General features: G+C 63.8%; 9 protein-coding genes and 1 pseudogene. 4 read left to right on the top strand and 6 right to left on the bottom strand.

Going from position 1 to position 14,017, the window contains the following annotated elements; all coding sequences use genetic code 11:
* Positions 1–82: 82 nt before the first annotated feature.
* Positions 83–1,321: a PucR family transcriptional regulator gene (locus tag IG75_RS0101360; protein WP_373863729.1), complete on the top strand. Its 1,239-nt coding sequence runs from the start codon at positions 83–85 to the stop codon at positions 1,319–1,321.
* Between the two features lie 16 nt (positions 1,322–1,337).
* On the opposite strand, the gene IG75_RS0101355 is transcribed toward IG75_RS0101360, so the two are convergent.
* From IG75_RS0101355 to IG75_RS0101335, 5 genes are all read right to left on the bottom strand, one after another.
* On the bottom strand, positions 1,338–2,702 hold the full coding sequence (locus tag IG75_RS0101355; RefSeq protein ID WP_030519270.1) for an NAD(P)/FAD-dependent oxidoreductase: 1,365 nt from the start codon (positions 2,700–2,702) through the stop codon (positions 1,338–1,340).
* A gap of 1,498 nt (positions 2,703–4,200) precedes the next feature.
* On the bottom strand, positions 4,201–6,267 hold the full coding sequence (locus IG75_RS0101350) for a M3 family metallopeptidase (RefSeq protein ID WP_036512043.1): 2,067 nt from the start codon (positions 6,265–6,267) through the stop codon (positions 4,201–4,203).
* Between the two features lie 168 nt (positions 6,268–6,435).
* Positions 6,436–7,674, bottom strand: coding sequence for an MFS transporter (locus IG75_RS0101345; RefSeq protein ID WP_156058564.1), 1,239 nt, complete (start codon positions 7,672–7,674; stop codon positions 6,436–6,438).
* Between the two features lie 9 nt (positions 7,675–7,683).
* Positions 7,684–8,133, bottom strand: a complete 450-nt coding sequence (locus tag IG75_RS38850; RefSeq protein WP_156058562.1) for a hypothetical protein — start codon at positions 8,131–8,133, stop codon at positions 7,684–7,686.
* A gap of 680 nt (positions 8,134–8,813) precedes the next feature.
* Entirely contained in the window at positions 8,814–9,740 is a 927-nt protein-coding gene (locus IG75_RS0101335; RefSeq protein ID WP_030519267.1) for a DUF6615 family protein, read from the bottom strand.
* Between the two features lie 99 nt (positions 9,741–9,839).
* Here IG75_RS0101335 and IG75_RS38845 point away from each other — a divergent pair, with 99 nt between their 5' ends.
* The 3 genes from IG75_RS38845 to IG75_RS37135 all read left to right on the top strand — a co-directional run bounded on the left by IG75_RS38845 (position 9,840) and on the right by IG75_RS37135 (position 12,591).
* Entirely contained in the window at positions 9,840–10,151 is a 312-nt protein-coding gene (locus IG75_RS38845; RefSeq protein ID WP_156058560.1) for a hypothetical protein, read from the top strand.
* 468 nt (positions 10,152–10,619) lie between these two features.
* Entirely contained in the window at positions 10,620–10,859 is a 240-nt protein-coding gene (locus IG75_RS0101320; RefSeq protein ID WP_030519266.1) for an ATP dependent DNA ligase, read from the top strand.
* Between the two features lie 49 nt (positions 10,860–10,908).
* Positions 10,909–12,591 (top strand): serine/threonine-protein kinase, encoded by a 1,683-nt coding sequence (locus IG75_RS37135; protein ID WP_081876563.1) that lies wholly within the window; start codon positions 10,909–10,911, stop codon positions 12,589–12,591.
* Between the two features lie 147 nt (positions 12,592–12,738).
* Here IG75_RS37135 and IG75_RS35920 read toward each other — a convergent pair.
* A pseudogene (locus IG75_RS35920) lies at positions 12,739–13,906 on the bottom strand (IS3 family transposase).
* Between the last annotated feature and the right edge of the window lie 111 nt (positions 13,907–14,017).

Below are 14,017 nucleotides of genomic sequence, written 5' to 3'. Positions count from 1 at the left end.
TGAGCCTGCGCGCGCCGAGGAGATCGTCGGGGCGGGCGGCGGCGCATACTCGTTGTCACGGCGAGCGATGGAGGTTCGTGGAATGACCGTGGCATCCGACGAGCTGTGGCCCGTACCCTCCGACCGGGTACGCGAGCTCTTCCGCGGCGTCGCCGAGACCATGCTCGCCAGGCACACCGAGATTCTGGCCGACATGGAGGAGGCGACGCTCCGGGACCCCCGTTACCTGGCGATCTCACAGGACCCTGTGCTGGCCGAGTCCAGCGACCGCGTCGGCGTCTTCGCCCTCAAGAAGTGGCTGACGTCGAACATCGCCGCACCCGGCGTGCGGGTCCCGCCACCGGACAGTGAGGAGACGCGTACCTACGCGCGCAATGTCGTTCTCCGCGGCCTCACCACCGACGAGGTCACCTCGTGGCGGGCCGGACAGTACGTCGTGTGGCGGTGGTGGCTCGCCGAATGCTTCAGGGTGGCCGATGATCTCGACGAGCTCGAGTCGCTCGTAGCGGTCTCTGCCTGTTCACTGACCACCGCCGTCGACGACGCCATCGCGGCACTCGCACAACAGGTCGACGAGGTCCGCGAGGAGTTCGCGGGCGGCGCGCAACTTCAGCGCTACGCCACCGTCGAATTGCTGCTGCAGGGTGCCGATATCGCGCCGGCGAGGGCCGAGGCCCAGTTGGGATACGCGCTGACCGGCTCGCACATCGGCGCAGTCGTGTGGACGGATTCGGAGCGCGACGCGCACGCACTCGACGCCGCGAGCGAGCAGTTGATGCGGGCCTGTGGCGCGGGAGGTCGACTCACCGTGGTGGCGGGGACTTCTGCGCAGTGGCTGTGGATTCCGGCGAAGACCGTTCCGCCCGCGGCGGAGCTCGAGGAGTTGTTCAGTCGGCACCCCCGCGCTCGCGTGGCGCTCGGCCGCGCGGCGCCGGGTACCAACGGATTCCGGCGAACGCATCTGGATGCCGCGGCAGCGCAGCGCCTGCTGTCGCGGCTCCGCTCGAACCTCACCGTGATCCGTTACGAGGACGTGCAGATGATCGACCTGATGTCGGCCGATGTCGGCCAGCTCGATCAGTTCGTCACCGATGTCCTCGGCGACTTCGAGGCCGCGAGTCCGGTCCTGCATCAGACGGTGCTCACCTACGTCGAGGAAGGCCTCAACCGGTCGAGTACCGCGGAGCGGCTGTTCACCCACCGCAACACGATCGACCGGCGTCTCGTCCGCGTCGACGAACTCCTCCCCCGCCCCTTCGCCGACCGGCCGACCGAAGTCGCGACGGCGTTGACAGTCCTCCGGATCCGCGGCACGGCCTGACCCCGACGCCGCCTACTCAGCGCTTCGCGCGCCCTCGGCGACGCAGCTTCCGCCGCGCCAGCGTCCTGCTGCCGCTGAAGAAGTCGTTGATCCGGTCCACGCACCAGGTGAGCCGGATCATGAACGGGCTCAAGATCCATGCCATCGATGCCGGGTACTTCGGGACGTTCGACCAGATGCCTGCGAGATCCTCCGGCATCTCGTCGTCGACGATGTAATCAGCGATCATCTTGCCCACGTACGGCACCTGACAGAGGCCGTGGCCGTTGCAGGCCATCGAGTAGTAGACGTTGTCGCCTACCTGCCCGGCGACAGACAGCCAGTCGGCGCTGATGCCGATCCAACCGCCCCAGGCCCGCGCGATGGACACGTCGGACAGCGTCGGGAATCGGTCGGACAGGTCGGCCGCCATGTCCTTGACGAGGCCGGGGGACGGAACCCGATCCGGGAGCGGGTAACTCAGACCGCGCTCCGCCCGGCGGACCCCGCAGACGATGGTGTTGCGCTCGGTGAGCCGGTAGTGGGTCATGAGCTGGTGCTGGGTGATGATGCCCGACCGGCTGGTCCAGTCCAGCTCGGCGATCCGCTCGGGCGCGATGGGTTCGGTCTCGATCTCGATGACGTACAGCGGCACCGAGAGGTTCTTGGGCGTGATGTCCCATTCGCCGGAATAGGCGTTGGTCGCGAGCACCACCTTGTCGGCCCGCACCGTGCCGTTCGGTGTCGTGAGCTCGACGATGCCCCCTGTCCTCCGCACGTCGCTCACCGGCGACTCCTCGAAGAGTTCGACCGACGAGTCGAGAACGGCGCGCCGCACACCGCGAGCGAGCTTGCCCGGGTTCAGCATGCCGCCGATGGACTCTCGCATGCCGCCGACGAAACCGGCCGGAAGGCCGAGCTGTTCACTGGTGCCGACGGTCCCCTGCCCACCGGCGGCGCGCAGGATCGCCGCCTGCATGCGGACCCTGAGCATCATGATGGGAGAGACCGCACCCCACACCAGACCGTTCGCCACGTAGTCGCAGTCGATGTCATGAGTCTTCATGAGGTCTTCCACGTAGTGGCCCGCGTGTTCCGCCAGCTTGGCCATGACCGGCAGCTTGCTGCCGGAGAACAGCCCGAGCATTCTCAGGTCCCCACCCGGCGCCCCGGCGATCTGACCGCCGTTGCGCGAGGCCGCGCCATAGCCGCAGAACTCGGACTCCAGCAGGACCACGTCCTGGCCGCGCTCGGCGAGGCGCAGTGCGGTCGCCATTCCACCCATGCCGCCGCCGACGACGGCGATGTCGCAGGTGAGGTCGCCGTCCAAGGCGGGCCGTACATCGTCCGGTCGATCGATCCAGCCGGTGAAATTGCTGTACCTGGTGGTGTCGGTTCTCATGCTGTCCTGATCTCCCTCGAATAGTGGGTATGACGGTGCGGTGGAAGCCTCGCTGAGATCACGTAACCGGGTCCGTTGTCAGCGCACGAACTCTTCCTCCACTATCGCCATCCCTTCATAGGGTCACCATGGTGAGTCGTGGCATGTTGGCGAGGATCGCGGTGCGAATTGCACACGTATCCGGCTGCACGCGGCCATTCCCGCTGCCGCCCGCGCTGACGAACTCTCACTCGGTCCGGGAATACGCGCCGGATTCAGGACCAGTCCAGCCGATGTGATGGTCCGGTTCGACACAGACGATGGGGACAGAGCCCGACCCGGGGCGGCCAGCTCGGCCTTGCCGTGGTGGCGCGCGCTGCCGCCCAGGCGCGGCTGCCCCCGCCGACTCTGACAGGTACCGAATACACGCGGCAACTGGAACAACCGCGTTCGGTGTGGGTGTGCACTGAATGCCATCGTCGCCCCGATCCGGTCACGCTACGCCAGCAGTCCTGAGCGGTGCTGCCGGTCACCGGACTGCAACCGCCGGAGGACGCGTCCACCAGGCAAATTGAGAACCAAAGCGGGGGAAACGGGGGCGGGTACACAAGAAACGAGTCAGGCCCGTCATTGACCGGTCCTGACCTGCTATTTCTGTGGAGCTAAGGGGACTCGAACCCCTAACCCCACTCAGGCGGCATGCGACACCAGCGAGCACTCGGCTGAGCCGAAGGAGCACATCGAGTCACCTGCGAGCAGCATCTTCGATTGGTTCCGGCCCCGTGGCCAGCGACACGGCTTCGACCCGAACGCCGAGCACGGCCCCTGCTCGCGCTGGACGTGGGCGCCGCAGCCGCATGTCGTCCTGGCCCTGACGTGCCAGCGAGTGGGTTCGCCGATGAGACGCACAAGGGCGACACCGACTCCGGCGATGGGTTGCGGCGGTGTCCGGCGCCAGCGTTAAAACACAGTTGCCGACGCAGAAATGCTGCGAAAAGGTGCTCGGGTAGGACACAAACACCCTGTACGCTGCCCTGACGGGGATATACCCAACAAGATTCATAGAATCTGCATATAATTGTAGTTCAGATCGCCTGAAAAGCGTCCGGAGCGGGAATGGACCACTACGCCCACGCGCTCACACGGCAACATGTACGGCATATCATTAGCGGACAGAGACGCATGTAGCAACCGCGAATCAAGAGGCCCCTTCTCGGCATACTTTCTACGCTGAGGCGCATCCCGGAGCCCGCTGAGCCGCGCCGGACCACAATCGACGGCGCCGCTCAGCCCCGGTTGACCGCTCTGTAATGGCGCCGGTTCCCACCGGGGTCGCGTTTCAACGCTGGGCGAAACGATCCCATGACGGTACGTGACCGCCGTCGTTGAAATTCTCAACGGAGCTCACGTGCCGGCCGGCGAACCACTGGCCGGTGGCCGTGGCCACGCATCTGTTGAGATTCTTACCGAGCCTCGACACCTGGATTGGACGATTTCCCGATTGAGTGACTGGCCGAAATCAAACGGTCAGCCCCCGCCGGACCAGCAGGGGTTCGATCTCGGGTGCGCGGCCGCGGAACGCTTCGAAGGCTTCCAGTGGGTCCACCGACCCGCCTCGGGACAGCAGTGCGCGGCGGAAGAGCCGGCCCTTCTCCCGGATCGGTGCGTCGCCGTCGGTGAACCACCGCGCGGTATCGGCATCGAGCACCTCGCTCCAGATATACGAGTAGTAGCCGGCGTCGTAGCCACCCGAGAATATATGCGCGAAATATCCGGTGCGGTAGCGCGGGGGAATCGAGGCGACCACGATTCCCGCTTTCCGCAGCGCCGCATCCTCGAAAGCCTCGGCATAGGCACTGTCCGGGTCGAGACCCTTGGACCGCGGGTCGACGGCCGGGATACGATGCCATGCCCAGTCCAGCAGTGCCGCGGCAAGATATTCGACGGTGCGGAAGCCCTCACCGAAACTCTCGGTGGCGTCCATCCGCTCGACCAGTTCGGCGGGCATCGGTTCGCCGGTCTCGAAGTGCCGGGCGTAATTGGCCAGGATTTCCGGCCGCGACATCCACATCTCGTTCACCTGTGACGGGAATTCGACGAAATCGCGCGGCACTTCGGTACCGGAGAAGAAGGGGTAGCGCACCTTCGAGAACAGCCCGTGCAGAGCATGGCCGAACTCATGGAACAGTGTCCTGACGTTGTCCCAGCTCAGTAGGGCGGCTTCGCCCTCGGCCGGTTTCGCGATATTGAGATTGTTCACCACGACCGGCTGCTGATCCAACAGCGTGGATTGACTGACCAATTCGTTCATCCAGGCACCACCCCGTTTCGATGGGCGGGTGAAGAAATCGCCGAGGAAGAGCCCCCGGGGCTCGCCACCGGCGTCGAACACCTCGAAAACGCGGACCTCCGGGTGGTAACCGATCAGATCGCCGCGCTCCCAGACGGTGATCCCATAGACCTGCTCCGCTGCGTAGAACACCCCGTCCCACAGGACGCGTTCCAGCTCGAAGTACGGACGCAGCGCCTCGGCGTCCACCGAAACCCGCTCGGCGCGAACTTGTTCCGACCAGAACTGCCAATCCCACGAGCGCAGTTCGGAATCCTCGCTCGTGGCGGCCCGCATCGCCGCCTGGAGTTCGGCAGCCTCGCCCCGCGCCTTCGCGACAGCGGGCGGAACCAGCCGGTCGAACATTTCCTCGACCGCGGATACTGTCTTCGCGGTCTGATCCGCCACCGCGTATGCGGCATGATCCGAGTAACCGAGCAACACGGCCCGTTCGGCGCGCAGCGAAGCGATCCGTGCTGCCAGGGTGCTGTTGGCACCATCGGCACCGAACCCACGCCCCAGCGATGCCGCCATCACTCGTCGCCGCACCGCACGGTCGGTCAGTCCGGCGAGAACGGGTTGGTTCGAGACATTATCCAGGCTCAGCGCCCACTTTCCGGTATGCCCAAGCGAACGGGCATTCTCCGCCGCGGCAGCGAGCGCCCCCGAGTCCAGCCCGGCCAGTTCCGAGATATCGTCCAGGATCAACGTCGCCGCGTTACGAACCGACGAGTTGGCTTGACCGAATTCCGTTTCCGATGCGGCGAGTTCGATGTTGATCGCGCGCAACCGATCCTGCTGGTCGGTGTCCAGACCGGCGCCGGCCCGGACGAACCGGAGGCGGTACAGCTCGAGCAGTCTCGATTCCTCCGGGTCCAGACCGAGTTCGCCGCGACGTCCGTACAGCGTTTCGATCCGGCCGAAAAGCTCCGGATTCAGATGGATGGAATCCCGGTGCGCCGCGAGCCGCGGCGAGATCTCGGCTTCGATCGCATCGGACTGCGCGCTCGAATCCGAACCCGCAATATTGCCGAACACATTCGACACCCGCTTCAGCACCGCACCCGAACGCTCCAACGCCACGATGACATTGTCGAAGGTGGGCGCCTCCACCTCCGAGGTGATGGCATCGATCTCGGCCAGCTGCTCGGCCATCCCCCGCTCGAACGCGGGCAGATAATGCTCGTCACCGATCTTTGCGAATTCCGGCAACTCGTACGGAAGCGGGCTCCGGGCGAAGAACGGATTGCTCGTCATGATGGAAACCTATTCTGCCGCGCCTGAGCTGTCGCCTGCCATGGTGACGCGAACTGTCGCGGGCGTCGTGATGTGGTGATGCGGTGATGTCCAGGAGTCAGGTCGGGCGCCCGGGATCTGCCAACGATATGAACCTGGCGAGCCGGATCGCTACCTGCGCCTACCGATTCAACTCGGTACTTCCCGTACCCGGTGGTCCACCTGGTCTTCGGTGGCTGGCCTCGAGAGCAAGCCCAAAGACCACGGCCGGCACACCACGAGAGCTGCAATCGCAAGGCTTGCACTCGCCGCGAACACCGCCTTCTCCGTCACGACCGCAGACACGGCGCCGGCAATCAGCGCGCCCAGCGGTGCGGAGCCGATTCCGAGAAGCTGGAAGGACGCATTCACCCGGCCGGCCAGATCCGGGGTGATCATGCGCTGACGCATCGAGATCAGGTTTACGCCGAACAGCGGTGCGAGCAGACTACCGAGCACGGACACAATTCCCAGCTGGATCATGCTCGTCCCGATTACGGGCGAGACCAGGCCCAACGCGATGCCCAGCGCACCGATCATGACCGAAGCCCGGAATCCGAGACTCGCGGACCGACGCGCAGCGGTCAGACTGCCGACGCTGGAACCGACACCGACCGCGGACAACAGCATTCCGGTCTCGGCGGCCGATGCGCCCAGCGACCGGCTCGTGTATACGACGAGGACTGCCATCGTCGCCGATGACGCCAGGTTCATCACGCCAACCGCTACGGCGGTGCGCCCCAGCCAGGAGCTGTGAAGGATAGTCTTCAACCCGATCCCGGTGTCGGTCAGGATCGAACTGGACCGATGCTCTCGCGCCGGCCCCGCCCCAGGCACCGCATGGCCCTTAACGAGAAACACTGCGACCGAACTCACGATGCCCAGCGTGGACAGCGCCAGCCATGCCGGCGCCGCGACGAGCAGACCGCCGATCGCCGGGGCGGCCAGCACCCCGAGGACGGTCTGCACCGACGCCATCTTCCCGTAGGCAGCAGTGCGTGCTGATTCCTCGATAAGATCGGCCACCATACTCTGTGCGCAGATGTCGCCGACCATATCGACGGTGCCGATCACGACCGCCAGCCCCAGCAACACCGCCAGTTGACCGGGAAACAGGAAGGCGGCCGCCGCGGCGATGCCGAGACCGGCGGCTCGCGTCAGATTCACGGCGCGCAGAATCGCGAAACGGTCCCTGCGGTCGATCACCGCCCCGGCGAACAGGCTGCCAACCGCCCACGGAAGCAGTGCTGCGAAGAAGATCCAAGCGACCGCAGCCTGACTGGCCTCCCATGAGATGGCAAGCAGCGGAGAGTAAATCCGAGCACCACCGTCCACCGAATTGGTGATACCCGCCATCGCCAACAGTCGGCCGAATCTTCCTTGCAGCACGCCCGCTCCTCAGATCAGTTCAACATCTAGAATTCTGGACACTCGCTCGACCTCAGCGGTGTGAGCCTTCGAGAGTCCAGTCAGGGCCTTCCGCGTCGCCGCTCGGACGTCGGTCCCCTCGAGATGATCCTCGACCTGAACCATCAACCCGTCGAGTGCTTCCGCGTTCGGTGCGGAGGCCAGTACCGTCAGAGCAATCGCTTCGCGCGTACCAACTGTGGGCGATTTACGGAGGGTTTCCGAGATGTAATTGCTCGCATGATAGCGGCGCGCCGCATCAAGTATTTCCCATGACGCAGGACCTCCGCGATCCAGGAAAACTGGGATTAGATCCGCGTTCCGTTCTCGGAACAGGATATCCATCAGCTTGGCGAAGGTGAGCAGATTTTCGTTTGCGTCTTGTCTCGAAATCGTCCTGATGAAACACTCGCGAAAATCGTCCGGCTGAGCACGATCCAAATCGCCAATAATCCGTCATCACGGGGCCAGGGGGTCCCGGCCCAGTGGGTTACCCTAGCTCGCAGCGATGAAGAACATCGAATACAGTGCCAGCCTATTCCTGAAGAGCTATATAGTGCGTCTTGCAGGAATACGGTCCAACAATTCGCAGGCGTCGCTAAAAACTCATTTACGTGGCGGCCGGATGAACTTGCCCACTTTCGCGACATCAAACTCTTGCCCTCTAAGCTAACGTACGATTGGGCGTACGGCTGTGCAAGTACGCTGCATGCAGCGCGGCCTGATAATCCCAAATTCTCCTCGTCGCCAGGTGTGATCTGGAACTACGTGACATAAAGCAGTTTCAGGGAACATCGACTTTGATGGGTCACGCAAACCGGGGTGTGGGGCGGATACACCAGCGAGAGTTGTCCGCTCTGCTGTACCGGGGGGAAGTTCAGCGTGTCGGGTCAACTACCGCGCGCCCGGTTAAACCACTCCCTCATACGGGTCAGCGGCATGCTGCTGGATGACGGCCAGGCAGTCCGGGCGCAGCAGGCCGCCAGCTCCGGTCGGGGCTTCTCAGCATTTCTGACATAACTGCGGTTCGTCGCTCACGCGAAAGCCTATCGGCGCACACCGGCGCTACATCGTATCCACCTTGGGCGTATCTACCTCAAGCCAGGGGGCTGAGGCCGAGTTCACGGTAGCAGTCTCGCGATACGTTTCCTTGGCCTTCTGGGGCGTGGAAACGAGCTATCAATCGTCGCGACCACAACGACGTGGGCAGGCGGCGGAATGCGGTTCTCGCGAACTTCATCCAGCCCTGAAGTGGCCCGGCCGGCACGCACGGCCTCCGCGTACGGAGGAAGGCGGTCCCGGCGCCAACCTGCACGAAGGTCGTGGGGCGCTCCATCACCCGAGTAGGACTCAAATCCATCAACGGTGGTACGGATCAGGTGTTTTTCAACCAAGTCCAGCGGCGTTTCCAGCGTCGAGGTTGGTGCTCCGGTAACAAACAACGCCGACCATGGCATGGCGTGCTCCAAGTACATGGGTGCGTAGTTGCGCTTCGACCGTGAAGTCCTGGAGTGCAAGGCGGCCACCTGATAAGAGGACAAGGCCGCGCATCCCCAGTATTCCTTCGTCTCTTTGTAGCGCGCCCACCACCTGTTGCTCTGCCATGCCGCGACGTCTGCGGGCAAGCCTTTCGGCTTGAAGCGGCCGGGCTCCCATCCGTTATAGAAGACGTGGTAGGGAAACGCGCGATCCTTCCGGCACTCCCGGATCAACGTGTCGTACTGAAGTTCGTCCTCCCGCGCACCTTCGTGGCCGAGCATCCTGTATGTCCAGTGGTGGATCCGCTTCGCCTGGACTCGCAGGCAGAGCCACCCTTGATCATCGTTGCCGATCAACCACTCCCAGTCGGCTCCGACCTCGTTTTCCTTTGTCCGCGTGTACCTGTTGACGTGCAGATTCTCGGGGTGATCCCGCTGAAGCTCAAGCAGGACACGATCTGTGACAGATTCTTCGCCTGGTTCAAGACCGAGCCAGAAGCCATCCTGGTAGTCGAGCCATGTGGACCAGGCCAAACAATCCATGTCGCGGCGCAGTTCGTAGAGGTTCACTTGTCCCCCGGGATGTTTCCCGTAGGCGCCCGGCGCGCCCTAGTGTCGAACCATGCGGCATCGCGGACGATCGCTATGAACGCGAGGAGTCCGAGCAGCATGGCCAATTCTCCGTTTCTCATGCGGTTTCTCCGATCTCTGATGACCCGGCAAACAGAAATCGGATACTGCGACCAATACGGTACGGAAAGAAAACGTGACCTACCTCACTCTGCCTTAGGCTGCGCGCCCCGCGCGGTCTCCGTGGATCTCGTTGCCGATGCGGCGGACGAGGCAGTCGGCCGCCCATGGCGCAAACTCGCCTGCGATCCATTCGCCGTACCGCTCGTCGAGTCCGAGTCGGCAGCATGCGCACTGGAGGTCATCGCGCATCCGCGGGATGGCAGCATCGACCCGAGCGGCCAGACGTGACATGGTGGCACCGCTATTCGAGGGCCGGAGCGCAGATCGGCGCGCCGGGCGGGCCGATCAGGTTAGGTCCACTTGCGGCTGTCCGAGAGACAGCAAAGGCATAGTGGCAGTGATGTAGTTGCCAGGGCAAAACACGGTTACCGGGGCAGAAATGCTACGAAAAGGTGTCCTGAAAGGACATGAACCCCCGCCCGACAATCTGACCTGCGGATATGCCATGAAGGCAGTTATGTATTGTAAACATAATCGCAGGTCAAAGGGTCGAAAGGGTGTCCAGAGGGGGATACAGCGGCTATCCACAGAGATCGACCTGCGAAAGTAGGCAACCCGCATCTTGTTACGAGCCCTCTGGGGGTGGCCCTGTGGCCGACACACGTCCGTGTACAGCACTGAACGACGGCCCCATCGGTCGCAACGGCGGCCGCGTTGCTTTCGGCTCTCGGGCGAACTCAAGGAAGCGGCTCGCCGGTGTGCGTACGGTTCGCCAGTTGGCGGACCGCGCTGCAACGGGAACTGGATGGGCTCGCTGTCGAGGCACCGCCGGTCGCCGGCGAGGTGCCCCGCGGCGTCGCCGAGTCGGCCTCCTGGGTCTCCCCGAAATTGGTTGGTGACGTGACCTATCGCGAACGTACCTCGTCGGGGCTGAGACACCCTGTGTGGCGTGGACTACGCTTCGACCGCTCCGCCGCGGAAATCGAGATGCCCTAGGGCGCGCGACCTGGCCGCGCCCGAGAACGCGGCTAGCTATGCTTGGCCCATGCTCGCACGGGGGACAGTCTTTGCCGGATATCGGATAGAGCACATGCTCGGCTCCGGCGGCATGGGTGCGGTGTATCTGGCCCGCCATCCGCGACTACCACGCTGGGTCGCGTTGAAAATCCTCTACAACACGGCATTCGGTGGAGTCGAGTTCACGAAGCGGTTCGAACGTGAGGCCGAGCTTGTCGCACGTCTCGATCATCGCAACATCGTCGCGATCTACGACCGCGGCTTCGAACTGGACAACCCTTGGCTTTCGATGCAATACGTCGATGGCCAAGATCTGGCGAAGGTGATCGCGCAGGAACGTCCATCGGTGGCCAGAGCGGTGTACATCCTCGGTGAGGCTGCCCGCGGACTCGACTACGCGCACCGCGCCGGCCTGCTGCACCGTGACGTCAAGCCCGCCAATATTCTCGTCGCACCCGCCCATGACAACGAAGACGATGAAGAAAGGGTGCTGGTCACCGATTTCGGCATCGCTCGCGCCTTGGACGACTCCGCATCGCTCACCGCATCCGGATCCGTATTGGCGACACTGGCCTACGCCGCGCCCGAACAGCTCCAAGGAGGTGATATCGACCATCGAGTCGACGTGTACGCCCTGGGGGCCACCTTCTTCGAAATGCTCACCGGAGCGCCGCCGTACCCTCGGTCGACGCCGCTCGCCGTGATGCACGCACACCTGTCCGAGCCGACGCCGAAACCATCGACGATCAACCCCCGATTGTGGGCATTCGATGACGTGATCGCCAAGGCTATGGCCAAGGACCCAGCTGATCGATTCCAGACGTGCCGGGCGTTGGCGGATGCGACAACCCATGCGCTCGAGGGCGGGGCTTTGCCACGCACTCCCCTGGTAACCGGCATGACCGGGGGCATACCGGTCGAAAACCGCAATGCTGTGACAACCGTTGCGGCGCATTTCCACCGGGATTCACCCGTCGCCGCACAACCCCATGGTGCACACACCACAATATCGAACCGTCTGTTCTGGATCGGATCGACTGCAATTATCGGAGTCGTGGCACTTCTTGCGGGTATCGCATACTTCGGGGACCACTCGGCGCACCCGTCGACGGCAGCAATCTCGCCCCACAGCACAACGGCCATGACCACCGCACCGGTACCCCGCTCCACCGACATCACCGGCCTGTGCGGCCGGGTACCGTCGGCAACCCTACCTGCGAAGGTGCGCAACCTGACGCTCGACACAGAACGGAGCACGAGCGCATACCAGACGTGCACGTGGATAACACCGGGCACGAAAAGCTTCACCGCCACTGCGTTGTGGGACCTCGAAATCGAGGTACATGCAACCAACACGGCACAGACGATGTTCCTCGATCGCGAGAGGAGTATCGAGAACAACAGGAAGCTCACGGCGACTCCCCTGCCGGGCGTCGGTGACGAGGCTGTCAGCGGCGTCATTCCGGACTGGAAATATATCGCCGAACCGTCCGCCGATAACCGCAACAGGTTCTACCACGGTCGCGGTGCTGTTGTGCTTGTGCGAGTTCGCGACGCAGTGATCGAGGTCCGCTGGGTTGGAGCGGACTACGAGTCCGATGCCCATAGTGGTGGCGCCCTCGAGGTGTGGGGCGTCAGTCTGCCTGATGAGCAGGCCCACAGCGAGGCGGTAGCAGTAGCACAGGAAGTCGTCCGGCAACTGCCCGGATGACCTTGTCACCCCCTCAAGCCGGAGAGGCCGGGCAGGCGCAGGACTGCGAGCCGTTCGAGGGCGACCCGGCGGTCGAGGCTTCAGGCTTGCATGTCGCGGCGATAACCTGTGCCAATGACCAGTCCCCGATAGCGCGACCACCCGGTTTCAGAGTCGGTATGTCGTGATCGGTGTTCGGTTGATGTCGCAGCCCACCGGGTGGTGGGTGTGGGTGCAGGCCGAAGCGTACTCGGCCGGGGTGCGGTAGCCCAGTGCCGAATGCCGATGCCGATGGTTGTGCTCGTGCTTGAAATCCGCGATCACCACCCTCGCCTCGAGCAGGCTGGTCCAGTGATTGCGGTTCAGACACTCGACACGCAGGCGCCGGTTGAACGATTCGACGAACCCCTTGTTCCACGGGGTGCCCGGCGGAATATACGAGATCCCGACCCGGTCTTGGCAAAACGATTGCAGCGCTGCCGAAATCATGTCCGACCCGTTGTCCAAGCGCAGCACCTTCGGTGCACCGTGGACGGCGAATACCCGCCCGAGTTCGCGACCAGACGCTCGCCGGTGATCGAGCGCTCGACCAGATGCAGCAGTGATTCGCGGGTGTGCTCGTCGATCATCGACGCGATCTTCACCGCCCGCCCGTCAACGGTGGAATCGAACTGGAAATCCACCGCCCACACCACCTTCGGCGCATCCGCGGCGACCGCCGCCACCGACGAGGCACCGGCCCGTTTACGCGGGTGATGCGCCCGTACCTGCAAGCCTTCTTCCCGCCAGAGCCGGTGGCCTTTCTTGATGTTCATCCGGTGGCCTTCGTCGAACCGTAACCCCGCCCAGGCTCGGCGGAACCCGTGACACGGGTTCTTGGCCGCGTAGCTGCGCAGCCAGGCCCGCGTCCCGGCATCGGGGTCTTCCGGTGTCTGCGCGGCCGGCAACCGGCGATATGTTGACCGAGCAAGCGCAGCAACCTTGCACACGAACCGTTCCGACATGCCCATAACCTCCCCGAGCATGTCCACAGCGCGTCGCTTGGCCGCTGGGCCTAAAATTTTCCCTTCGAGATCTCGCGCAGCGCGTCTTTCTCCAGCTCCGCATCGGCCATCAGCCGCTTCAAACGGGTGTTCTGTTCCCGCAGCTCCTTGAGTTCTTTGGCGGCGTCGGTGTCCATACCGCCGTACTGGCGGCGCCAGTTATACAGTGTCGCCGCCGATACTCCCAGGTCAGCAGCGATCTGCTCGCCGGTCAAGCCTTCCGCGGCCAGTTCATCGGCGCGCCGCAGCTTGCGTACGATGTCCTCCGCGGAATGCCGTTTCCGTCCAGCCATGGTTCCTATCGTCCCTTCTGGCCCTCACCAGGGCCAACAGGACTCTAATTCCGGCTGGTCGCATCCACGGGGACCGGGTCACCAACGAGTTACCGCTCATACCAATGAGAT

Source organism: Nocardia rhamnosiphila NBRC 108938 (assembly GCF_000720425.1).
Taxonomy (GTDB): Bacteria; Actinomycetota; Actinomycetes; order Mycobacteriales; family Mycobacteriaceae; genus Nocardia; species Nocardia rhamnosiphila.
Note: the sequence above shows the minus strand (reverse complement) of the source record. Positions and strands in the feature narration are given on the sequence as shown.